We start from the raw sequence: 22656 nt of genomic DNA, 5'->3' as shown, positions 1-22656 counted from the left end.
AGCTCATTCCTCCGTCCCCAGGATCATCGATCGCCAGGAGTCGTCGGACAGGGCGGAGACAAGGCCTCCGTCTTCGTTCGGGGTGGACATCGTGACCGTCTTTCCGTTGGGAAGGTTGGTGCGTCCGGTCTTGGGATCGTATGACGTGACGTACTTCTCCACGCCCTCGGCCTTCGGCACCATGTTGACGCCACGCTGCATGATCGGGTCGTTGCCCTCGTAGTCCGGCTGGGCGCGCTTGTCGGTGCACTTGGCGGGATAGAGGGGCTGGGGGTCGGTCACAGTGCCCGGGATCCACTGGTCGGCCGGCTTGTAGCCCTTCTGGCACGGCGGCGTGGTGTAGACGTAGCCCATCGAGAGGTGGCCGTAGCCGTCGCCGGGCGACCCGGTGAAGCCGGTCGCGACGACCCGCGGGAACGTCACCAGGGTCTGCTCCAGCGCCGGCAGCCGGGCGGTGAGCACCTGGTTGACGGTGGTCAGGTTGGCCAGGAAGGTCGGCAGCAGCGGCTGTAGGCCGTCGAGCAGCGACTGCACCTGCACCGCGGTCGCCTCGCCGCCCTGCAGGATCTCGCGCAGCTCGGGGTCACGCTTGTCGAGCGTCGCGGTCACCTCCTCCAAGCCGTTGGCGAACTCGCGGATGTCGCCACTGTGCTCCTTCTGCGTCTTGAGCACCGTCTGGCTGGTGTCGAGCAGCCGCACGGTGTCCTTCTGATGGGCGGAAGCCTGGTCGACCAGCGTGGAGCCGGAGTCGAGCAGCGTACGCAGGTTCTCGGCGTTGCCGCGGAACAGCGTGCCGAGCTCGGCGACGACGGTGCTCAGGTCGTCGCCGTTGATCGACGTGGTGAAGGAGTTGAGCTCGGTGAGCAGCTCGTCGGTGGTGCCGGGCATCGACTCGGGTCCGGCGGTGACGACATCACCCTCGGCCAGATACGGACCGGAGGCGGAGTCGGGGATGAAGTTGAGGTACTGCTCCCCCACCGCGGAGAGGTTGTGCACCTCGATCTTGGCGTCCTTGGGCACCTCGGTGCCGGGGTCGAGCTCGAGCCCGGCACGCACGCCGTCGTCGGTGACGGTCATCGTGGCCACCCGGCCGATGCTGATGCCGCGGTAGTTGACCTCGCTGCCCTCGTAGAGGCCACCCGAGGCGGGCAGGTCGACCGAGACCTCCACCTGGCGGCCCAGGACACGGTCGACGATGCCGAGGTAGGCCGCGGAGACGTAGAAGATCCCGACGGCGGCGAGCACCAGGAAGATGACCAACCGGTTGCGCACGCTGCGTGTCACTTGGTGCCACCTCCCAGCAGGCCCAGCAGGCCGGACAGACCACCGGATGGCGCCTCGGCGGTGGACGATCCGCCCGGTGGCGCAGTCAGCCCTTCGGTGATCTCCGGGACCAGATCGTTCAGTCCCGGTGCCTTGCTCTGGGTCTGGCTCTTCGGCAGCAGATCGGACATGTCGGGCAGCTTCGGGGTCTTCTCGCCCGGCTTCGGCGCGGTGTCCTCCTTGCCGACCACCGAGCAGGTGATCTGCAGGTTGGTCAGGTCGCACAGCGCCTTGGCCAGCGGCTGGATCGCCTCGCAGCCCTTGGAGTAGGACAGGCAGATCTGGAAGACCTGGGGCAGCAGGCCGGGCGACTTACCGTTGGTGAGGCTGCCCACCAGCTTGCCGAGGTCGAGATCCATGTGGAACAGCGCGTTGGAGTAGTCACCCATCGCCAGCCCGGAGGCGTTCTCCGGGAACGGGAAGCTGGCCGCCATCATCAGGCCGCGCGGCAGCGAGTCACCGGCGTCGGCGAGCTCACGCAGGGTCGGTGCCAGGTCTTCGAGGACCGAGGTCAGGTTGGCGCCGCTCTGGTTGATCACCCGGGTCGCGACCACTCCCAGCCGGTCGAGTGCCTTCATCATCTTCAGCAGGTCGGCATGCTGCTGGCGGAGCACCTTCAGCGCCGGCCCGAAGGAGTCGATGGCGTCCTCGATCGACTTGGACTCCTTGTTGAGGGTGCGGGTCAGCCGGTCGACCTGCTCCATCGCCTTGATGATCGAGCCCTTCTGCTGGTTGAGCGAGGCGACCGTGGTCTCCAGGTTGCCCAGCAGGGAGCGCATGTCACCGGTGCGCCCGTCCATCATCGTGTTGAGCTCGTCGCTGATCGTCTTCAGCTGCCCGACGCCGCCGCCGGCGAGCAGGAACGAGAGCGCGCCGAGCACCTCCTCGACCTCGGGGTTGCGGTTGGTGCGGTCGAGCCCGATCGCGGCGCCGTCGCCGAGCTTGCCCGCGCTCGCGACGGTGGAACCCTCAGGCGCGATCAGGGCGATGTACTTCTCCCCCAGCAGGCTGGTCTGGCGTACGTTGGCGAGCGCGTCGGCCGGCAGGTCGATGTTCTTGCGGATGGTCATGGTGACCTTCGCGTGCCAGCCCTTGCGCTGCACCGAGTCGACCTGCCCGACCGGCACGTCGTTGGCCATCACCTTGGTGCGGGGCACCACGTCGACCACGTCGCGGAACTCGGCGGTGACCACGTAGCCCTCGCCGGTGGCGACCTCCTTGCCCGGGAGCGGCAGGTCATAGGCCTGTACGCCGCACCCGCTCGCCGCCGCGACGAGGCCGAGCATCGCGACGAGTGCCCAGATCCGGGATCTCATCTCTTACCTCCCGACATCTGATCCTGCAACGATCCGCTCAGCTCGGAGATGCCGCCGTCGGTGACGACCTCGGGCTTCACCTCCGGCTGCTTGGCCTGAGCGCCGCCAGGGGTCTCGACGGGCAGCCCGGACTCGGTCTCGCGGCGGGTCGGTGCGTTCGCCTGGTCGGTGAGCGCCTGGCCTGCCGAGTCGGTCGACCCGGTGGGGAGCAGCGCCTTGAAGAGCGCGCAGATCTCCTTGGATCCGGGGATCTTGTCGTTCTCCACGACCATGCACAAGATGTTGGACAGGTCGTTGCCGATCGGTCCGACCTGCAGGCGGAAGCCGACCGACCCGGAGCGGGTGTCGAAGGCCTCGGCCAGGTTGCCGATGCCGAGCGGAGCCAGGTCGACGACCTCGCCGATCGTCTTCTTCTCCTTGGCCAAGACACCGAGGGTCGTGTTGAGCTCCTTGACGTCGCCGACCAGCGCGTCCTGGTTGTTCTTGACGAAGTCGCGGGTCACATGCACCGCCTGCGCGATCGCGACCAGCGCCTGGTCGAGCTCGTCGCTCTCCCCCGCCAGCTGGCTGGAGACGGTGCCGAGGTCGGTGAGGAACTTGTCGGTCGTCTTGTCGTTCTTGGCCAAGGTGGTGGTGACCTCGGAGAGCTGGGAGAGCGTCTCGAAGAGCTGCTCGGAGTTGCCGCCCAGCACCTGCGCCGCCTCGGACATGTCGGAGATCGCCTTGTTGCCGACCTTGCCGTTGCCCTCCAGCGCGTCGGCCCCCTCGCTGAGCACGTCGCTCAGCGCGCCGTTCTTGTTGGCCCCGTTGGGCCCGAGGGCCGTGGTCAGCTCGGAGAGGCTGCCGTAGATGCGGTCGAGCTCGACAGGCGTTGCGGTGCGCGAGACCGGGATCTTGCCGCCGTCGGCCATCGCCGGGCCGCTGGTGTAGGCGGGTGTGAGCTGCACGAACCGGTCGGCGACCAGCGTCGGAGTCACGATCGCCGCCTTCACGTCCTTGGGCAGCTTGTATTCGCTCTGATACTCGATCACCGCGTCGACGTGGTCGCCCTTTGCCTTCAGCGAGGCGACCCGGCCGACCTTGACCCCCATGATCACCACGTCGGAGCCCTCGTAGACGCTCACCGCCTGCGGGAAGCTGACCGTCACCGTCTTGGTGTCGGGGGCGGCGATCTCGGAGACCAGCAGCAGCCCGCACAGCAGCACCAGCGCGACCGGCAACGCGGCCCACTTCGAGCGCAGGCTCGGTCGCGAGGGCCGCTGGGTGCCCGGCACCGCCGGAAGCGCCTTCGTACGCCGCCGGCCCATGGTCCGCGGCACCTCGGTCAGTCGTTCGATGATGTTGGTCATTCCACGATCCCTGGTCGTTTACCGGGCACGAACTCGCCGCTCGCGATGCCGGTCAGGTTGGCGAGGTAGGCGTCGAACCAGGGGCCGGTGCCGATGATGTTGATCAGGATCGACGCGTAGGGCCCGTAGTTCTGAATCGTCTTGGTCAGGTCGTCCTTGCGCTCGTTGAGGAACTTCAGGGCCGTGTTCAGGCCGTCGAGAGCCGGGCGGATCTGCTTCTCGTTGTCCTTCACCAGACCCTGCAGCTGCTGGGAGAGCGTGGTGGCGTTGACCAGCAGCTGGTGGATGGCCTCGCGGCGCGAGATGAGCTCGGCGAAGACCTGGTCGCCGTTGTCCATCACCGAGACGATGTCCTGCTTGCGCTCGTTGACCAGCTGCACGACCTTCTGGGCGTTCTGCAGCAGCGACTCCAGCTCGTCGCCACGGGCGGCGATCGTCTGGGAGAGCGCGGCGATGCCCTGGAAGGCCCCCTGCACCTCGGGACCGGCCTGGTCGAGCGTGCCCGACATCGTGGTCAGGGCCTGGGCCAGCTGCTTGGTGTCGATCTGCTCGGTCGTCTCGGCGAGGTCACCGAAGGTGCCGACGATGTCGCTGCCCGCGGTGGTGCGCGCGAGCGGGATCGTCGAGCCCGCATCGAGCATCTGACCGCCCTGCGGCTTGATGTTGAGGTATTTCTCGCCGAGCAGGTTGAGCACGCCGATCGTCGCCTCGGTGCGCTGGCCGATCTCCGCGTCCTCGATCGAGAAGGAGACCACCACCTTGGCGCCCTCGATCTCGATGTCGCTGACCCGGCCGACCCGGATGCCGGCGATCTCCACGCGGTTGCCCTTGTGCAGCCCGCTGGCGTCGGAGAACTCCGCCTGATAGGTCGTGCCGGCGAACCACGGCAGCTTGCGCAGGTTGAACGCAGCGGTCAGCGCCAGCACGATCGCCACGATCGTGATCACGCCGGTGCGCGTCAGTCTGCTCTCAGAATGGTGGCTCATCAGACCGGCACCTCCGTCGAGGAGGAGCAAGGATACGGACGCGCCGGTCTGAGACTGATGGTCGTTCGCTGACGCTCACTCATAGCTTGCACCTCTCGGCACGGCTGTAGAACGCGACGTTGTCGAGCTTCTTCTGGATCGCCTTGACGGCCGGCGAGTTGTCGAGCACGTCACCGAGCGAGGGCAGCTTGATGGAGAAGTCGAGGTCGCAGAGGTAGTAGTTGTACCAGGAGCCGTAGCTGCCGATCCGTGCCTGCGACTCGAGGGTTTCGGGGAGACGCTCGAGGGTCTTGTCGAGCAGCTTCTGGTTGTCCGGCTTGTTGAGCACCCCGACCACCCGCTTGAGCTCCTTGATGTCCTTCTTCACGAAGGGGCGTACGTCGGTGAGCAGGCCGGCCAGCTCGTCGGTGAGGTCGCCGATCGAGGAGATCGAGTCACCGATCGCCTCCTTGTCGCGAGCCAGGTCCTTCATCCAGCCGCTGAGCTGCTTGATGAGATCGGCCAGCTCGGCGTGGTGGGCGTTGACCGTGCTGAGCGTCTTGGACAGGTTGGTGATCACGTCGCCGATCAGCTGGTCTCGCTCGGCCAGGGCGCTGGTCAGCGAGGCCGTCTCGGAGAGCAGGCTCGCGATGGTGCCGCCCTCGCCCTGCAGCACCCGGATCAGGTTGAGCGAGAGCTTGTTGACGTCCTTGGGCTGGAGCGCCTGGAAGAGAGGCTGGAAGCCGTTGAACAGCTCGGTCAGGTCGAGCGCCGGCGTGGTGTTCGACATCGCGATCGCCTGGCCCTTGCGCAGCGGCGTGGCCTCCGACGGCGCGACATCCTCCGAGTCGGAGACACTCGAGGCACTCGTGGCGCCCGTGGTCTCGCCCGGGCCGGGCTCCTTGGAGCTCGCATCCTGGGTGAGGGCTAGGTAGCGGTCGCCGACGAGGTTGAGGTAGCGCACCTGCGCTCCGCTGGCACTCGTCAGCGGCACCGTCTTGTCGATCCGGAAGCTGACCATCGCATGGTCGCCGCCCTCGATGTCGACCGAGAGCACCTCCCCCACGGTGATGCCGGCGACGCGTACGTCATCGCCCTCGCCGAGGCCGGAGGCGGTGCTGAACTCGGCGCGGTAGAGCACCCGGTCGCCGAAGCCGACGTTGCCCATGATCGAGGCGAGCGTGGCGGTGACGAGGACGGATACGACGGTGAAGATGGCCAGCTTCGTGCCGGCCACCGCCGTGCGCAGATCCCGCTTGTTCACTGCAGGCCCCCGTTTCCGTCGCCCCACGGCACGTCCTCGGAGCCGTTCTCCAGCTCCAACGGGTCGGCGGGCACCTTCGGGTTCGGGAGGCCGTCGCACCAGGGGCCGTGGCCGATCTCGCCCCACTCGGGGCGGTCCTCACGGCCGTACGCCGGTTTCTGGGTGCCGTCGAGCACCATCGTCTGGCGCACCCGGTTCTGCTGGAAGACGGTCGCCAGCAGGTCGGTGAACTTGTCGAGTCCCTTGAGCAGGCAGGTGTACTCCGGCGAGTAGTCGGAGAGCAGCTTGAGCAGCGGGACGGCGAGCTCGCTCTCGTAGCGGATCGCCTTCTCGTTCTCGGCCAGCAGGTTCTCCGAGGTGTCGGCGACACCGGTGACCGAGGTGAGCAGCCCGCCGAGGCGTTCTTGCTGCTGGGTCACCGTCTTGGCCGTGGTCGTGGTGTTCTCGAGCACCTTGACCAGGTCGGGCGCGGCCATCGAGTAGGTCTCGGCGACGTCGGCCATGTCGTTGAGATCGCGTTCGAGGGTGGGGAGGTGGACGTTCATCTTCTCGAGGTAGTCGTTGAGCTGGACCATCGTCTCGCCGAGCTTCTCCCCGTTTCCGGAGAGCGCGGTGGCGAGGGCGTGCAGGGTGCTGTTGAGGTCTTGGGGCCGGATCGACTTCAGCAGCGGGAAGAGTCGCGCCAGGATCGCGTCGAGCTCGACGCTGGTGCGCACCCGGTCGGCCGGGATCACCGCTCCGTCGCTGAGCACGCCGTCGCGCTCACCCGTGGGGTCGATGAACTCGACGTACTTCTGCCCGAACAGCGTCGTCGGCTTGATCGCGACGCTGACGTTGGCGGGGATCTGCTCGGCCTGGTCCGGCTCCAGGCCGAGCTGGATGACGGCCTTCTTGCCGTCCTGGTCGATCTCGCGGATCTGACCGACGATGACGCCGTGCATGCGTACGTCGCCGTAGCGCGGCAGCTGGAGGCCGGCCTGGTCGGCCTCGACGCTCACGGTCGTGAACTGCACGAAGGCCTTCTGGTAGATCGCCACGCACAGCGTGATCAGCAGCGCGAGCGTCACGGTGAACGCGATGCCGGAGACGAAGAGCTTGGAGTGCTCGGCCCGGGTGTCGCGCTGGATTCCGATCAGCATCTGCCTCGCACCCCCTTCATCCCGTGATCCGGACCGTGGTCGTCGATCCCCAGATCGCGAAGCTCAGGAAGAAGTCGGCGACCACGACGGTGACGATGGACGTACGGATCGCCTTGCCGACCGCGATGCCGACCCCGGCCGGGCCGCCGGAGGCGGTGTAGCCGTAGTAGCAGTGGATCAGGATGATCGCGACCGCGAGGATGATCAGCTTCAAGAAGCTGTAGAGGATGTCGATCGGCGGCAGGAACGCCAGGAAGTAGTGGTCGTACGTGCCGCCCGACTGCCCGTACATCAGCGTCGTGATCAGCCGCGGGCTCAGGTAGGAGGCGCACAGGGCGACGATGTAGAGCGGGATCACGGCCAGGAACCCGGCGATCATCCGGGTGGTCACGAGGTAGGGAAGGCTCGGCACGCCCATCGCCTCGAGCGCGTCGATCTCCTCGCTGATGCGCATCGCGCCGAGGCGTGCGGTGTAGCCGCAGCCGACGGTCGCGGCCAGGGCGATCGAGGAGATCAGCGGCGCGACCTCACGGGTGTTGAAGAAGGCCGAGATGAACGCGGAGAACTTCGCGACGCCGATCTGGCTCAGCGAGGCGTAGCCCTGGATGCCGACCTCGGAGCCGGCGAAGAAGGCCATGAACGCGATCACGCCCACGGTGCCGGCGACCATCGTCAGCCCGCCCGCGCCGAAGGCGACCTCGGCGAGGATGTTGAGCACCTCGCGCTTGTAGCGGCGTACGGTGCGGGGAGCCCAGGCGAGCGCCTTGGCGTAGAAGAGCAGCTGGTCGCCGTAGCCCTCGAAGGCGAGGCGCTGCTCCTTGACGACCTGCGCGCCTGCCTTGGTCAGGGTGTTCGTCGAAGACATCCTCAGATCACAACCCGTCCTGCGGGACGACCTGGAAGTAGACCGCGGTCATGATCGAGTTGAGCACGAAGAGCATCATGAACGCGATGATCACCGCCTCGTTGACCGCTCGCCCGACGCCGCTGGGACCGCCCTGCGCGTTGAGCCCGTTGTAGGCGCCGATGATCGCTGCCAGGAAGCCGAACACCGCCGACTTGACGATCGAGATGTAGAGGTCGGGAAGGCTGGCCAGCGCCGTGAAGCTGGACAGGAACGCGCCGGCCGAGCCGCCCTGGATGATCACGGTGAAGAAGTAGCCACCGCCGATACCGGTCGCGATGACGATGCCGTTGATCATCACCGAGACGAACAGGCAGGCGAGCACGCGCGGGATCACCAGCCGGATCACCGGGTCGATGCCCAGCACCTCCATCGCGTCGATCTCCTCGCGGATCTTGCGCGATCCCATGTCGGAGCAGATCGCCGACCCGGCGGCGCCGGCGATGATCAGCGCGGCGGCCATCGGCGCCGCCTCCCTGACCACGGCGAGCACCGCCGTCGCACCGGCGAAGGACTGCGCTCCGAGCTGGCCGGCGAGGTTGCCGACCTGCAGCGAGATGACCGCACCGAACGGGATCGAGACCAGCACCGCGGGCAGCATCGTGACGCTCGTGATGAACCACGCCTGCTCGAGGAACTCCCGGAGCTGGAACTTGGTGGTGAACGTCCCCTTGACGACTTCTCCGGTCATCAGGCCCATTCCGCCGACGCCCCGAACGAGCGAGGCGAACTGCATTGCCATCCTTCACCTTCCGGGAGGTCTTGTGACTCGGCTCACGTGCAAGCCAGTAGTAGAACATGTTTCAGTTACGAGGGCAACGACCCGGCGCCGGGCATGTTCCGCGACACGGTGGGTGGTATTTCGAATCAACGACCTACCCGTCGGTAGGTGATGCGAGTCACAGATACTCCACCCTAGGGGCAACGTCGGTGAAGACGCTTCTCGCATGCTGATCTCCCCGCCTCCGGGAGGTCCGGTTAGATTGGTCGGTGTGTTGACACTGTCGCCGGGGGGCGTCATGAAGTTCCTGCGCCGCACGCTCCTCGCCATCTTCGGCGTTCCGATCCTGCTGGCCGTGGTGATGAGCCTCGTCGACGGCTACCGCAGCCGCGGAAAGCGCGCCAAGCCGTTCCCCGTGACACCGCCGCGCACCAACGACGTCGGCGACGGCACCGTCACCACCTACACCTTCGGGAGCGACCTCTACGAGGACATGATCGCTGCCATCGACGGCGCCAAGAAGCAGATCTTCCTCGAGACCTACATCTGGAAGGGCGACGAGGTCGGCCAGCGGTTCAAGGAGGCCCTGAGCCGGGCGACCGCGCGCGGCGTCGAGGTCTACTGCATCTACGACGAGCTCGCCAACCTGGTGGTGCCGACGTTGTTCAAGCGGTTCCCCGACGACGTGCACGTGCTGCGCTACCCGATGTACTCCGCGGGCTGGCGCTTCTTCGACCTCTCCCGCTACGGCCGCGACCACCGCAAGATCCTGGTGGTCGACGACACGGTCGGGTTCGTCGGCGGCTACAACATCGGGGCTGCGTACGCCACCGAGTGGCGCGACACGCACGTGCGGATCACCGGCACCGGCGTGTGGGACCTGCGCCGCGCCTTCGCCGACTTCTGGAACCTCAACCGGCGGCGTACGCACCGGCGCGGGGCGAACGCCCCCGGACCGCTGCTCATCGAGACCGCGCCGTCCTGGGAGCCCGATCTCCGGTTCCACCGCAACGTGCCGCGGCTGTGGATGTTCCCGATCCGGTCGATGTATCTCGAGGCGATCAACCGGGCCTCGCGCAACATCTACCTGACCACCGCCTACTTCGTGCCCGACGAGGACTTCGTCGATGCCCTCAAGGCCGCGGCCGAGCGCGGGGTCGACGTACGCATCCTGCTGCCGCTGAAGTCCAACCACGTCGTCGTCGACTGGATCTCACGCGGCTACTTCTCACAGCTGCTCGACTCCGGGGTGCGGATCCTGCGGTTCAAGGACGCGATGATCCACGCGAAGACGGCCACCGTCGACGGGCTGTGGTCGACGGTGGGCACCGCCAACATCGACCGGCTCTCGCTGACCGGCAACTACGAGATCAACCTGGAGATCTTCGACCGCGAGGTCGCGGCGCAGATGGAGGAGATCTTCGCGCGCGACGAGTCCAACGCGCTCGAGCTGACCTCCGCCGAGTGGGCCGCCCGCGACATCCACCGCAAGTTCACCGAGCTCGTCCTCACCCCGTTGCGCCCCCTGCTCTGAGGGCCACTCGACAGTAAATCAGGTCGTCAAGAAGGCAGATGCGTCCGAGGCGACATCCTCGGCCCCCGCCGAGGCCGCTTGCCAGCGGCTCGGTAGATGAGTGCGACCACCCGAGCACGGTGCGGCCGGAACCGCTCCAGATACTCCCGCAGCTGGTCGTCGTCCCAAGCCGCGTCGGTCAGCGCCCAGCCGACGTCCTTCGCGATGTGATAGTCGCCGAAGCTGACCGCGTCCGGATCGCCCAGTGCACGCTGCCGCACCTCGGCGACGGTCCACTCCCCCACACCCGGGATGGTGGTGAGCCGCCGCTCGACCTCCTCACCGGGCAGGCCGGCCGTCCTCTCGACGGCCGGGGCGACCCTGGCCGCCTGGAGCACCGCCTTGGAGCGGGCAGGGTCGACCGGCAGGCGCAGCCACTCCCAGCTCGGGATCGCGCGGAGCCGCTCCGGGGTCGGCTGGAGCCGGAGACCGTGCTCCGACCCCGGCCCCGGGGCCGGCTCGCCGAAGCGCCTGACCAGGTTGCCGAATCCGCGGAACGCCTCGGTGCTGGTCACCTTCTGCTCCAGGATCGACGGCACCAGCGCCTCCATCACCAGCCCCGTGCGCCCGAAGCGCGGCACCTCGAAGCGCTCGAGCAGGCTGGCCAGCAGCGGGTCGTCGGTGCGGAACTCCTCGGGCCGGTCCGCGGCGCCGAGAAGGCCGGGCACGTGCTCGAGCACCCAGTCCGAACCCGCACCCCACGCCTCCGACTCCACCTCGGCCCCGGCCTGGCGCAGCCTGAGCGTGGCCGGCCCCTGAGGCGTCTGGATGGCGCGCCAGTGGTGCTCACCGATGATCTTGTACGTCGGGTCGCCGGGACCGCGCCGGAGCGGGCGCAGCATCGTGGCGAGGCTCGAGGCGTACGCCGGGCGCCAGGTGCGGAGGCTGCTCATCGATCGGTCACGACGAGATCGGTCAAGGCCCGTTCGAACGCGGCGCGGTCGGCGGGCTCGAGGCCGGCCAGCAGCTCGGCCTCCATGGCGCCGATGGCCTCGCGGCAGCTGCGCAGCACGCGCGACCCGGCCGCGGTGAGCGAGACGATCCGGTTGCGACGGTCGGCCGAGTCGGCCTGGCGCACGATCATGCCCTGCGTCTCGAGCCGGTCGAGGTTGCCGATCAGCCGGGTCTTGTCGCGGCCCGTGGTGGCGGCGAGCTGCGCCTGCGTCGGTGCGTCGGAGTCAGCGAGCGCAGTCAGCACGGCGTAATCCCACATCTCCAGACCCGCCCCGTCGAGGATCGGCTTCTCGCGCGCCATCACCTCCCGCATCAGGCGGGACAGCAGGTAGCCGAGCTCGGGACGATCCACGACCAGATCTTAACCGCTCGACATATCGTATACGTCTGCTTATCGTCTTCGTATGCTTACTTTCACGCAGATGCGTGCGGAGCACGACGACGCCCTCTCCGCCACCACCCGCCTCCTCTCCGGGATCGACTCAGGGGAGGTCTCCCTCACCTCCCCCACGCCGTGCGCCGGGTGGGACCTAGCCGACCTGCTCGGCCACATGATCGGCCAGAACCTCGGCTTCGCCGCGGCCGTCACCGCCGGCGACGCGCCGGCCACTGCCTACGCGTCCGTGCCGGTCACCACCGGGGACGCCTCGCGAGCCTGGCAGGAGTCGGCCGCGACGGTCCGCGAGGCGTTCGGAGCCGCCGACCCGGCCGCGACCGTGCACCTCTCCGAGTTCGGCTTCAGGCCGACGGTGGAGGTCGCGTTGGGCATGCAGCTGCTCGACGCAGCCGTGCACGCCTGGGACGTGGCGACAGCCGTCGGGGCCGACCACCGGCCGGCGCCCGACACCGTCGCCCACGTGCTCGAGATGGCCCGCCAGATCGCCGCGAGACCGGGCGGGACCCCGGTCTTCGCCGCTCCGTCGACCGAGACCGGTGACGACCCCTGGGCCGACGCGCTGCGCCTGCTCGGGCGCCAGGCCGCCTGAGCCTGCCGCAGGCTCATCGGGCCCGAGGGAAGACCCGGCTCGTGGTCATGTGGGTCGCACGACCCGTCTCGTCCTCGCCGGTGAAGCCGAAGACATGGTGGGCCCCGTGGAGCGCCGCGGCCGTGACGACCTGGTCCGCGGCGTACGGCACGACCTGGTAGCTCTCGGGTGCGTCGCCGATCGCTGCCGCGTCGGCCCCGGGCATCTCGTCGACCCACAGCCGCCCGTCGGCGTCCACTCGCAAGGTCCAGTCGACGATACGGGCGCGGTAGGTGCCGAGCACTCGGTCGAGGTCGAATCCCGCCGGCACCTCCTTCGGCGGCACCGGGTCCGGAGCGGTCCGTACGCCGCCGAGGTCGTCGAGGAGGTGAGCGAGGACGTCGTTCTTGAGGCCACCGGTGTCACCGCCGTTGGTCAGCAGCGCGACCGCCAGGCCGCTCTCGGGCACCATCCGGAAGAACGCCGACTGTCCGATCGTCTGCCCGTCGTGGCCGACGACCCCCTGCGTGGTGTCGTCGAGCGACCAGCCCAGGCCCTGAGCCTCCGAACGGACCGATGCGGGGTGGTCGACCTGCCTGGTGAGCATGTCGGCGCACGACGCCTCGGAGAGGACGTGAGCGCCGTCGGGAGCGCGACCCTGCGTCAGGTGCATCGCCGCGAAACCGAGCAGGTCGCGCACCCGCATCGACAGCATCGCTCCCACCGGTCCGCTCGCCCGCGCCATGCCCCAGGAGGGGCCCGGGCGGAGCACGTGGCCGGGCGCGGGGTCGACGTGACCCATCGCCGTCCGGAACCTGATCGCCTCGTACGGCGTGGTCGCGAGGTGGGTCAGACCCAGCGGGGTGGCGAGACGCTCCTGCAGCGCCCGGTCCCAGGTGGTGCCGCGGAGCACCTCGACCAGGCGACCGAGCACGGCGAAGCCGGTGTTGGCGTAGGAGAAACGCTCGCCCGGCGCGAAGATCTGCGGCAGGTCGACCATCGACGCCACGAACCGCTCGACCGCGTCGTCACCGGGTCCGTGGTCGGTGAAGACGTCGCCCTCGAAGCCGGCGGTGTGGGTGAGCAGGTGGCGCACCGTGATCTCCCGGCTCGCCTCCTCCTCGGCGACGGCGAAGCCGGGCAGGTGGCGGGTGATCCTGTCGTCGAGCCCGACCTTTCCCTCCTCGACCAGCTGCATCACCAGGTCGGTGGTCCATAGCTTGGTGATCGAGCCGACCTGGAACAGCGAGTCGGTGGTCGCCTCCACACCGGTGTCGAGGTTGAGCACGCCGCACGCGTGGTCGATCACCTCGCCGTCGTGGAGCACTCCGACCGCCGCCGCGGGCACCCGGTGACGGGCGAGCAGGGCGGGCAGCTCGGACTCGAGCCAGTTTCGGGTAGCGGCGAGCGACATGGGGCGAGAATAGGTGGCATGCTGCTCGCCGACCTCGTCGCCACCTCGAACGCCGTCGCCGCCACCCGCTCACGGAAGGCGAAGGTCGCCGCGCTCGCGCAGTGCCTGGCCGCGGCCTCGCGCGAGGAGCTTCCCGTGGTGAGCGCCTATCTCGCCGGATCGTTGCTGCAACGGCGTACGGGGCTGGGGTGGCGTTCGCTCGCGGCACTCCCGGCTCCGGTCGAGGAGCCGTCGCTGCGCGTCGGCGACGTGCACGAGGCGTTCGAGCGCATGTCGCTGCTCTCCGGCGACGGGTCGCAGGCCGCCCGCAGCGCCGAGGCCGAGGCGTTGTTCGGGGCGGCGACCGAGGTCGAGCAGGCGTGGCTGCGTGGCGTCGTGACCGGCGAGGTGCGCCAGGGCGCCCTCGACTCGCTGGTGCAGGAGGGCCTCGCTGTCGCCGCCGAGGTGCCGTTGGCCGCCGTACGCCGCGCCGCGATGCTGGCCGGTTCGACGGTCGTGGTCGCCGGGCTGGCCTTCGACGGCGAGCAGGCGCTCGCCGAGGTCGGGCTCGTGGTCGGGCGCCCGGTGATGCCGATGCTCGCCTCCAGCGCCACCTCGGTGACCGAGGCGATGGCCAAGATCGGCGCAGCCGCGGTGATCGACACCAAGCTCGACGGCATCCGTATCCAGGCCCACCGCGACGGCGACGACGTCGTCATCGCCACCCGCACCCTCGACGACATCACCGCCCGGCTGCCGGAGGTCGTCGAGGTGGTGCGCAACCTGCCGGCCTCCTCGGTGGTGCTCGACGGCGAAGCAATGCTGGTGGGTGCTGACGGCCGGCCGCGACCGTTTCAGGAGACGGCCTCGCGCACCGCGACCCGAGGCGCCCCCACCGCCGCCGTGGTGCCGTTCTTCTTCGACGTGCTCCACCTCGACGGCACCGACCTGCTCGGCCGCCCGCTCCGCGACCGTCTGGCCGCGCTCGACGCGCTGGTGCCCCAGGAGCACCGCGCGGCACGGCTGGAGACCGCCGACCCCGAGGCCGCGGAGAGATTCGCCGCCGACGTGCTCGTCGCCGGTCAGGAGGGGGTCGTCGTCAAGGGCACCGAGCTGCCCTGGGAGGCCGGGCGACGTGGCTCGGGCTGGATCAAGGTGAAGCCCGTCCACACCCTCGACCTGGTCGTGCTCGGCATCGAGTGGGGTTCGGGACGCCGCAAGGGATGGCTCTCCAACATCCACCTCGGTGCCCGCGACCCCGAGGGCGGCTTCACGATGATCGGGAAGACCTTCAAGGGCATGACCGACCAGATCCTGGCCTGGCAGACCGAGCGGTTCACCGAGCTCGCCGTCGACGGCACCGACGGCTGGCAGGTGAAGGTGCGCCCCGAGCAGGTGGTCGAGATCGCCTTCGACGGCGTGCAGCGCTCCACCCGCTACCCGGGCGGTGTGGCGCTGCGGTTCGCACGCGTCGTTCGCTATCGCGACGACAAGCGGCCGGACGAGGCGGACACCATCGGCACGATCAGAATGTTTCTCGATTAACCTAATAGTGATACCGGCCTAAACGACTCACCAGGCATCCTCTAACCTCGCCCGGATGCCCCACCATGCACGGATCCCCACGCTGCTCGCTGCCCTGGTGATGGTTCTCGGACTTGCCGGCTTCACCACGGCTCACGACAGCGCGCCCGCACCCGACGCAGAATCCACCGCAGGACCCACCGCAGGCTCGGCCTCAGCACCCGCAACGGCCACCGTCGCCGCGCCGAGAGCCAGCCTTGCCCGGCCCGTGCCGGGTGAGTCGGTCACGCTCAGCGGCTCGATAGGCTCCGGTGTCACGCGGGTGGTGCTGCAGAGCTTCGATCACGGCGCCTGGCGCTCGGTGCAGGAGCAGACCGTCGCCGGCTCGGGCGACTACGCGTTCGCGGTCACCCAGCCCGCGTGGAGCGCACGGTGGCGGGTGCTGGCTCCTGCCACCGAGGGCGAAGCAGACGAGCGAGCGACGCGGGTCAGCCGGCCGCGTACGCTCTTCGGTCAGGTGCAGCACGCCACGACCAGCACCCCGCGTTCGGTGCACGCCGGCGACAAGGTCGCGGTCAGCTCCTTCGTCTCGCCCGCCCGGCGCGGCCGGCCGATCACGCTCCAGCGCGACACCGGCGACGGGTGGCACCACGCCGCCGACCTCACCACCGACGAGACCGGCCGCGCCACCCGCACCTTCGAGGCCCGGCATCCCGGGAAGACACGCTTCCGCACGGTCGCCCGGGCTCATCACGGCGCGCCCGCGGTCGTCGGGGCGGCGACGGCGGTCTACGCGCTCGGCGAGCGGCCGGTGGGCGTGATGGCGTGGCGCGGCGACTCCGCCGACCACCCGGAGAACACCCTGGACGCCTTCCGCAGCGCCGTGCGCCACCGAGCCGACTTCATCGAGATGGACTTCCAGCCCACCGCCGACGGCGAGTGGGTGCTGATGCACGACGACGATCTCCGGCGCACCACCGACGTCGAGAGCCGCTTCCCCGAGCGCGAGAGCCAAGGCCCGCGTGCGTTCACGCTCGAGGAGATCAAGCAGCTCGACGCCGGCTCGTGGAAGGCCCCTCGCTTCCGCGGCACCCAGGTGCCGAGCATCGAGGAGACCTTCGATGCGATCGGTGCCGCCGAGAAGGCCTACGGCCACGACGTACGCCTCGTCGTCGAGCTCAAGGGCGAGAGCTCCGCGGAGATGCGGGCCCTCTATCGCAAGGTGGTCGCGCTCCGCCCGGGATGGGTGGAGCCGAAGGGTCACAGCGACAAGGCGATCTTCATGAGCTTCGACGAGTCGCACTTCGACTTCCCCGGCGCCGAGGCCACCGGGATGGAGCGGATCGCGGTCAAGGACGAGCCGGACCCCGCCGACGACTACCCCGCGGGCTATGACCAGGTGCACATCGGCACCGGGCTGCTCAGCGCCTCCCTCGTGAGTCACTATCGGCGTCAGGGCGCCGAGGTCGGCACCTGGCCGGCCGTCGGCACCCCGGCGGTGCTCCGCGCTGCGGCCGCGGGGGTCGACTACGTGACCACCGACGATGTCGCCGCCGCACGGAAGGCCCTGCTGCGCTGACCCGACGCGCCCGCGGCCGATTCCGGCGGCCGTGTGAAGCCGGACACGTGCTGCAACTCTGAGTTGCACACGGCGTACAGTGTGGATCGTGAGCACCCGACCAACCGCCTCTGGCCCCGTCTCGGGCCGCCCGAGAGCCTCGGGCTCGGCCGCCGACGGACGCCGGTCCGCTGCGGCCGCCCGCCGCCGCGCACGCGAGGCGGACATCGTCGCCGCCACGCGCAGACTCTTCGACGAGCGCGGGCTCAGCGATGCCCAGATCGAAGACATCGCCAAGGCAGTCGGCATCAACCGGGCGATCGTCTACAGGCACTTCACCGGCAAGGACGAGATCTTCGCGCTGACCCTGGTCGGCTATCTCGACGAGATGCGCGAGCATCTGCTCGAGGCGGCCGCGGGCGACAGCTCACCGACCGACGCCGTGCGCGACGTCGTCGGCGCCTTCGTCGACTACGGCATCGAGCACCCGGCGTTCGTCGACTGTGCCCAGACGCTGATGCGTCGTAGCGGGTCCGACCTGCTCGACGAGCTCTCCGAGAGCGCACTGTTCCGGCTCGGGCGCGCGATGAGCGGCTGCCTGACGATCCTCACCAGCGTCTTCGAGGACGGCGTCGCGTCGGGCGAGTTCGAGCTCGACGACCCCAACCTCCTCGCCAACACGCTCTACGCCTCGGGCCTCGGCGCCCTCCAGCTGGCTCGCGTCGGCATCCTGGTCTCCGAGTCCGCCCCCGGCGTGCCGACCGTCGCCGCGGTCTCCCCCGACCAGGTGCGCGACTATCTCGTCACCTCGGCCCTGGCCCTCACCGCCAAATAGCTCGGTAGGAAAGGCAGCGGCGCCCGGCCGGAGCCGGGCGCCGCGTACGTCGTGCGTGTCCTACTTCTCCAAGATGGCGACGACGCCCTGGCCGCCCGCCGCGCAGATGGAGATCAGGCCGCGGCCGCTCCCCTTCTCGTCGAGCAGCTTGGCCAGGTTGTTGATGATGCGACCGCCGGTGGCGGCGAAGGGGTGACCGGCCGCGAGGCTGGAGCCCTTCACGTTGAGCTTCTCGCGCGGCACCGAGCCCAGGGGCGCGTCGAGGCCGAGCTTGTCCTTGCAGAAGTCCGGGGACTCCCAGGCGGCCAGCGTCGAGAGCACCTGGGAGGCGAAGGCCTCGTGGATCTCGAAGAAGTCGAAGTCGTCGAAGGTCAGGCCGTTGCGGGCCAGCAGGCGCGGCACGGCGTAGGCGGGAGCCATCAGGAGGCCCTCACCGCCGGCGACGTAGTCGACAGCTGCGACCTCGGCGTCGACGAAGTAGGCCAGCACCTTCAGGCCCTTCGACTCGGCCCACTCCTCCGAGCCCATCAGCACGGCGGAGGCGCCGTCGGTCAGCGGCGTCGAGTTGCCGGCCGTCATGGTGGGGTTCTCGAGGCTCTTGCCGAAGGCGGGCTTCAGCGTCGAGAGCTTCTCCACGGTCGACCCGGGGCGGAGGTTGTTGTCCTTCTCCAGGCCGCGGAACGGCGTGATCTGGTCCTCGAACCAGCCCGCCTCGTACGCAGCGCCCAGCTTCTGGTGGGAAGCAGCGGCGAGCTCGTCCTGGGCCTCACGGGTGATGCCCCACTCCTGCGCGGTCAGCGCGGCGTGCTCACCCATGGAGAGCTTGGTGCGCGGCTCGACGTTGGCCGGGATGTTGGGGATGACGTCGGCCGGGCGGATCTTGGCGATCGCCTTGATCCGGTCGGTGGTCGTCTTGGCGCGGTTGGCCTCGAGGAGGATCTTGCGCAGGCGCTCACCGAGCGCGATCGGCGCGTCGGAGGTGGTGTCGGTGCCACCGGCGATGCCGGAGTCGATCTGGCCGAGCGCGATCTTGTTGGCGATGTAGGTCGCGGCCTGGAGGCCGGTGCCACAGGCCTGCTGGAGGTCGACGGCGGCCGTCTCGGGGGCAAGCTTGGAGCCGAGGACCGACTCGCGGGCCAGGTTGAAGTCACGGGAGTGCTTGAGCACGGCGCCGGAGGCCACCTCGCCGACACGCTCGCCGTCGAGGCCGAATCGTGCGGAGAGGCCATCGAGGACGGCGGTGAACATCTCCTGGTTGGACGCGGTCGAGTACGCGCCGTTGGAGCGGGCGAAGGGAATGCGGTTGCCGCCCACGATGGCGACACGCCGCTTTGTCTGAGCAGTGGTCATAGGGTTCATCCTTGTCTGATGACGCTCTTTGGAGAAGGGTATGTCAGGGAGATCACGAAATGTGGACACCGAGTTACAACCCTAGTTACAACTGACGAGTAACATATCGCCGGGGCACCGCCCCACCTCGCCAACCCAACCGCGAACACGTCTTCGAAGGATCAGAGCAGACATGAGCGACAAGTACCAGAGCTTCACCCAGTCGGCGATCGGGAAGGTCCTCGTCAAGAACCTCGGGCTGCCCAACCCCACCAAGCTCGAGCGCTACACGGCAGGCGCCCCGCTCGTGAAGGGCACCGTGCTCGTCGGCGGCCGCGGTCGCCTCGCCGAGTCGCTGAGCGGTCTCCTCGGCGAGCTGGACATCGCCTCGACCAGCTCCGCCACCGCCGACGCCAAGTTCAAGGGCCTCGTCTTCGACGCCACCGGCATCACCACCAGCTCCGACCTGGTCGAGCTGCAGGAGTTCTTCACCCCGGTGCTGCGCTCGCTGGAGACCAACCCGCGCGTGCTCGTCATCGGCACCCCGCCCGAGCAGCTCAAGGGCGCCGAGCGAGTCGCCCAGCGTGCGCTCGAGGGCTTCACCCGCAGCCTCGGCAAGGAGATCGGCAAGGGCGGCACCGTGCAGCTCGTCTACGTCGCCGAGGGCTTCGAGGGCTCGCTGCTCTCGACGCTGGGCTTCTTCCTCTCCCCGAAGAGCGCCTACGTCTCCGGCCAGGTCGTGCGCGTCGGCACCAAGAAGGCTGACACCGTCGCCGAGCAGGTCGACCCGAAGAGGCCGCTGACCGGCAAGGTCGCCCTCGTGACCGGCGCCGCGCGCGGCATCGGCGAGGAGATCGCCAAGGTGCTCCAGCGCGACGGTGCGACCGTCGTGGGCCTCGACATCCCGCCGGCCGAGGACGACCTGAAGAAGGTCACCTCCGACTACATCACCGCCGACATCACCGCCGAGGACGCTCCGGCGAAGATCGCCTCCTACCTCAAGGAGAAGTTCGGCGGCGTCGACATCGTCGTCCACAACGCCGGCGTGACGCTCGACAAGAAGCTCGCCAACCAGAAGGCCGACCGCTTCGGCAAGGTGCTCGACATCAACATCACCGCCCCCGAGCGGATCACCACCGAGCTGCTCAAGCAGAAGCTGGTGCGCGACAACGGCCGCATCATCGGCGTCTCCTCGATCGCCGGCATCGCCGGCAACCTCGGCCAGACCTCCTACGGCGCCTCGAAGGCAGCGGTCATCGGTTTCGTCGACTCCCTGGCCGAGGACCTGCGCCACGGCATCACCGTCAACGCGGTCGCGCCCGGCTTCATCATCACCCAGATGACCGCCGCGGTGCCGTTCGCGACCCGCGAGGTCGGCCAGCGGCTCAACGCGATGTCGCAGGGCGGCCTGCCGGTCGACGTCGCCGAGACCATCGCCTGGTACGCCTCCCCCGCCTCCACCGGCGTCAACGGCAACGTCGTGCGCGTGTGCGGCCAGATGATGCTGGGCGCCTGATGGCATCGGCTCAGATCCAGCGCAGCTTCAGCGGCAAGGCCGGCCCCGGGCTGCTCCTCAAGGCGGCGCTGCCCGCCATCCCCGGCGTCAACACGATCCCCGGGATCAAGAAGACGGGCGCGGCCTACGACGAGCTCAGCATCACCCGTGAGCCGGTCGTCCTCGAGCGGGATGCTGTCGCGGCGTACGCGGAGCTGTGCGGGTTCCCCATCAAGGACACCGTGCCGCTCCCCTACCCGCACATGCTGGCCTTTCCGCTGCACATGGCGCTGATGTCGTCGCCCGAGTTCCCCTCGCCCGCCATGGGCATGGTGCACATCGAGAACTCGATCAGCGGCTACCGTCCGATCTCGGTCGGCGAGGCGGTCGCGGTCACCACCACCGTGGGACAGCCGGAGCCGCACCCGGTCGGCAAGGCCTACCGCTTCCTGACGGTGGCGACCGTCGGCGGCGAGGTCGTGTGGGAGTCCACCTCGACCTACCTCGTACGCGGCAGGCGCAACCCCGACGTCGTCTGGCCCTCGGACTTCGCCGAGGTCAACCCCTCCGGTCCGGTCTTCCCGCTCAAGACCGACCTGGGTCGTCGCTACGCCAAGGTCGCCGGCGACTACAACCCGATCCACCTCTTCCCGCTCAGCGCGAAGGCACTCGGGTTCAAGCGTCAGATCGCCCACGGGATGTGGACCAAAGCGCGCTGCATCGCGGCGCTGGAGAACCGGCTGCCTGACGCCGCGCGCGTCGACGTGGCCTTCAAGAAGCCGGTCTTCCTGCCCTCCTCGGTCGCCTTCGGGTCGCTCAAGCACCTCGACGGCTACGACTTCTCGCTCCACAAGCGGGGGTCGGACACGCTTCACCTGGTGGGGCGTACGACCGCTCTGTGAGAACCGCCACGGGGCGAGCCGGTCACATCCGACCGGCTCGCCCCGCTACTATCTCCCCTTCAGGAGGTTGACAGACATGTCCGACATACTCATCCGCGACCTCTCCGAGGACGAGATGGCACGCATCGACACCGAGGCGGAACGCCTCGGGCTCGACCGCAGCGACTATCTGCGGCGTTGGTTCACACCGGACGCCCTGCGCCCGCTGCCGCCGGCGCGGCCCGTCGCCGCCGACGACTTCGCGAAGTTCGCCCGGCTCGACGACCGGGACCTCATGCGAGACGCATGGTCCTGAGCAGCGCCTGGCTGGTGCACAGATCGGCGCTCGCCCGGATGAGCACCAGCCCCGACGCCAAGAAGTGGTCGCGCCTGATCGAGATCGGCCAGGTGCGCATCACCACCCCCACACTGCTCGAGGTCGGGCATCTCGCCGCCTCCGAGCGCGAATGGTGCGAGCTCGTCGAGGACGTGCCGATCATCCACATGCCCGTGGCAGCGCTCACGCCGCGTACGGAGGCACGGGCGCTGGAGATCCAGCGCAGCCTCCTGAAGCGGAGCCGCCGACGTGGACCGTCGGTGCCTGACCTGCTCCTCGCCGCCATCGCCGAGGAGGCCGATCTCACCGTGCTCCACGCTGCCCGCGACGTCGAGCTCATCGCCCGCACCACCGGTCAGCCGGTCGAGCGGCTCCGCGTCTGAGTCACCTCAGAGGATCTCGCGCACCTTGTCGATCGGACGGGCCAGCACACCGCGATCGCCCTTGAGCACGATCGGCCGCTGCATCAGCTCCGGGTGCTCGACCATCAGCCCGATCAGCTCGTCCTCGGAGAGGTCGCGCTTGGCCAGGTTCAGCTCCTTGTAGACCGGCTCCCCCTTGCGCAGCACCTCGCGTGCGCTCAGGCCGGTCTTGGCGAGGATGTCCTTGACCTCCTCGGCGCGCAGCCCGAGCACGTGGTAGTCGACCTTCTCGAAGTCGATGCCCTCCTGCTTGAGGAGGGTGAACAGGTTGCGACATGTCGTGCAGGTCGGCTTCTCGTACACAGTGATCTGATCCACGTCGCTCACCTTAGCCCGGGGGTTCGGTGCACTATCGCGGCGGCCAGATAGGGTGTGCGATAGTGCGCCACCTTAGCGATGCACGGAAAGG

General features: G+C 68.9%; 22 protein-coding genes. 9 read left to right on the top strand and 13 right to left on the bottom strand.

Translation table 11 applies throughout. The features are described from left to right. Positions 1–3: 3 nt before the first annotated feature. The 8 genes from FB381_RS11600 to FB381_RS11565 form a co-directional block, all read right to left on the bottom strand. Positions 4–1284: an MlaD family protein gene (locus FB381_RS11600; protein WP_170225137.1), complete on the bottom strand. Its 1281-nt coding sequence runs from the start codon at positions 1282–1284 to the stop codon at positions 4–6. Continuing rightward, the gene (locus tag FB381_RS11595; RefSeq protein ID WP_141780437.1) at positions 1281–2639 is read right to left on the bottom strand and encodes an MCE family protein; all 1359 of its coding nucleotides are present in this window, start codon (positions 2637–2639) and stop codon (positions 1281–1283) included. The genes FB381_RS11600 and FB381_RS11595 overlap by 4 nt, the downstream gene beginning before the upstream one ends. Continuing rightward, positions 2636–3988 carry an MCE family protein gene (locus FB381_RS11590; protein ID WP_141780436.1) on the bottom strand — a complete coding sequence of 451 codons (1353 nt, stop codon included), beginning with the start codon at positions 3986–3988 and terminating at the stop codon, positions 2636–2638. The genes FB381_RS11595 and FB381_RS11590 overlap by 4 nt, the downstream gene beginning before the upstream one ends. After that, complete coding sequence (locus FB381_RS11585; protein WP_141780435.1) at positions 3985–4974, bottom strand: MCE family protein; 990 nt, start codon at positions 4972–4974, stop codon at positions 3985–3987. Before FB381_RS11585 ends, FB381_RS11590 begins: the two co-directional genes overlap by 4 nt. Before the next feature lie 79 nt (positions 4975–5053). Next, entirely contained in the window at positions 5054–6217 is a 1164-nt protein-coding gene (locus tag FB381_RS11580; protein WP_141780434.1) for an MCE family protein, read from the bottom strand. Next, complete coding sequence (locus tag FB381_RS11575) at positions 6214–7356, bottom strand: MCE family protein (RefSeq protein WP_141780433.1); 1143 nt, start codon at positions 7354–7356, stop codon at positions 6214–6216. Before FB381_RS11575 ends, FB381_RS11580 begins: the two co-directional genes overlap by 4 nt. A 16-nt stretch (positions 7357–7372) precedes the next feature. Next, positions 7373–8221: an MlaE family ABC transporter permease gene (locus FB381_RS11570; RefSeq protein ID WP_211352394.1), complete on the bottom strand. Its 849-nt coding sequence runs from the start codon at positions 8219–8221 to the stop codon at positions 7373–7375. Positions 8222–8228: 7 nt separating this feature from the next. Then, positions 8229–9002: an MlaE family ABC transporter permease gene (locus FB381_RS11565; protein WP_141780432.1), complete on the bottom strand. Its 774-nt coding sequence runs from the start codon at positions 9000–9002 to the stop codon at positions 8229–8231. Between the two features lie 250 nt (positions 9003–9252). On the opposite strand from FB381_RS11565, the gene FB381_RS11560 reads away from it, so the two are divergent. Then, on the top strand, positions 9253–10515 hold the full coding sequence (locus FB381_RS11560; protein WP_246088067.1) for a phospholipase D-like domain-containing protein: 1263 nt from the start codon (positions 9253–9255) through the stop codon (positions 10513–10515). A 26-nt stretch (positions 10516–10541) separates the two neighbouring features. On the opposite strand, the gene FB381_RS11555 is transcribed toward FB381_RS11560, so the two are convergent. Both FB381_RS11555 and FB381_RS11550 read right to left on the bottom strand, forming a co-directional pair. Then, positions 10542–11447 (bottom strand): DNA-3-methyladenine glycosylase family protein, encoded by a 906-nt coding sequence (locus FB381_RS11555; RefSeq protein ID WP_141780431.1) that lies wholly within the window; start codon positions 11445–11447, stop codon positions 10542–10544. Then, positions 11444–11860, bottom strand: a complete 417-nt coding sequence (locus FB381_RS11550) for a MarR family winged helix-turn-helix transcriptional regulator (RefSeq protein WP_141780430.1) — start codon at positions 11858–11860, stop codon at positions 11444–11446. The genes FB381_RS11555 and FB381_RS11550 overlap by 4 nt, the downstream gene beginning before the upstream one ends. Positions 11861–11912: 52 nt before the next feature. Between FB381_RS11550 and FB381_RS11545 the strand changes: the two genes are divergently transcribed. After that, complete coding sequence (locus FB381_RS11545; RefSeq protein WP_141780429.1) at positions 11913–12494, top strand: TIGR03086 family metal-binding protein; 582 nt, start codon at positions 11913–11915, stop codon at positions 12492–12494. A 13-nt stretch (positions 12495–12507) separates the two neighbouring features. On the opposite strand, the gene FB381_RS11540 is transcribed toward FB381_RS11545, so the two are convergent. Beyond that, on the bottom strand, positions 12508–13887 hold the full coding sequence (locus FB381_RS11540; RefSeq protein WP_141780428.1) for a serine hydrolase domain-containing protein: 1380 nt from the start codon (positions 13885–13887) through the stop codon (positions 12508–12510). Positions 13888–13905: 18 nt separating this feature from the next. On the opposite strand from FB381_RS11540, the gene FB381_RS11535 reads away from it, so the two are divergent. The 3 genes from FB381_RS11535 (at position 13906) to FB381_RS11525 (ending at position 17783) form a co-directional block, all read left to right on the top strand. Then, complete coding sequence (locus tag FB381_RS11535) at positions 13906–15411, top strand: ATP-dependent DNA ligase (protein ID WP_141780427.1); 1506 nt, start codon at positions 13906–13908, stop codon at positions 15409–15411. 55 nt (positions 15412–15466) lie between these two features. After that, positions 15467–16969 (top strand): glycerophosphodiester phosphodiesterase, encoded by a 1503-nt coding sequence (locus FB381_RS11530; protein ID WP_141780426.1) that lies wholly within the window; start codon positions 15467–15469, stop codon positions 16967–16969. Positions 16970–17057: 88 nt separating this feature from the next. After that, entirely contained in the window at positions 17058–17783 is a 726-nt protein-coding gene (locus tag FB381_RS11525; RefSeq protein ID WP_141780425.1) for a TetR/AcrR family transcriptional regulator, read from the top strand. A 60-nt stretch (positions 17784–17843) separates the two neighbouring features. Here FB381_RS11525 and FB381_RS11520 read toward each other — a convergent pair whose 3' ends face one another. Continuing rightward, positions 17844–19133, bottom strand: a complete 1290-nt coding sequence (locus FB381_RS11520) for an acetyl-CoA C-acetyltransferase (RefSeq protein ID WP_141780424.1) — start codon at positions 19131–19133, stop codon at positions 17844–17846. Positions 19134–19305: 172 nt separating this feature from the next. On the opposite strand from FB381_RS11520, the gene FB381_RS11515 reads away from it, so the two are divergent. The 4 genes from FB381_RS11515 (at position 19306) to FB381_RS11500 (ending at position 22208) form a co-directional block, all read left to right on the top strand. Continuing rightward, the gene (locus tag FB381_RS11515; protein ID WP_141780423.1) at positions 19306–20628 is read left to right on the top strand and encodes a 3-oxoacyl-ACP reductase; all 1323 of its coding nucleotides are present in this window, start codon (positions 19306–19308) and stop codon (positions 20626–20628) included. Further along, positions 20628–21509 carry a MaoC/PaaZ C-terminal domain-containing protein gene (locus FB381_RS11510; RefSeq protein WP_246088066.1) on the top strand — a complete coding sequence of 294 codons (882 nt, stop codon included), beginning with the start codon at positions 20628–20630 and terminating at the stop codon, positions 21507–21509. Before FB381_RS11515 ends, FB381_RS11510 begins: the two co-directional genes overlap by 1 nt. A 76-nt stretch (positions 21510–21585) precedes the next feature. Next, positions 21586–21804 (top strand): type II toxin-antitoxin system VapB family antitoxin, encoded by a 219-nt coding sequence (gene vapB / locus FB381_RS11505; RefSeq protein ID WP_141780422.1) that lies wholly within the window; start codon positions 21586–21588, stop codon positions 21802–21804. Next, on the top strand, positions 21795–22208 hold the full coding sequence (locus FB381_RS11500; RefSeq protein ID WP_141780421.1) for a PIN domain-containing protein: 414 nt from the start codon (positions 21795–21797) through the stop codon (positions 22206–22208). The genes vapB and FB381_RS11500 overlap by 10 nt, the downstream gene beginning before the upstream one ends. A 6-nt stretch (positions 22209–22214) precedes the next feature. On the opposite strand, the gene FB381_RS11495 is transcribed toward FB381_RS11500, so the two are convergent. Beyond that, on the bottom strand, positions 22215–22565 hold the full coding sequence (locus FB381_RS11495; protein ID WP_141780420.1) for an ArsC/Spx/MgsR family protein: 351 nt from the start codon (positions 22563–22565) through the stop codon (positions 22215–22217). Positions 22566–22656: the final 91 nt, after the last annotated feature.

Source organism: Nocardioides albertanoniae (assembly GCF_006716315.1).
Lineage (GTDB): Bacteria > Actinomycetota > Actinomycetes > Propionibacteriales > Nocardioidaceae > Nocardioides > Nocardioides albertanoniae.
The sequence above is the reverse complement of the archived record's forward strand: the minus strand, read 5'-3'. Positions and strand labels throughout refer to the sequence as shown.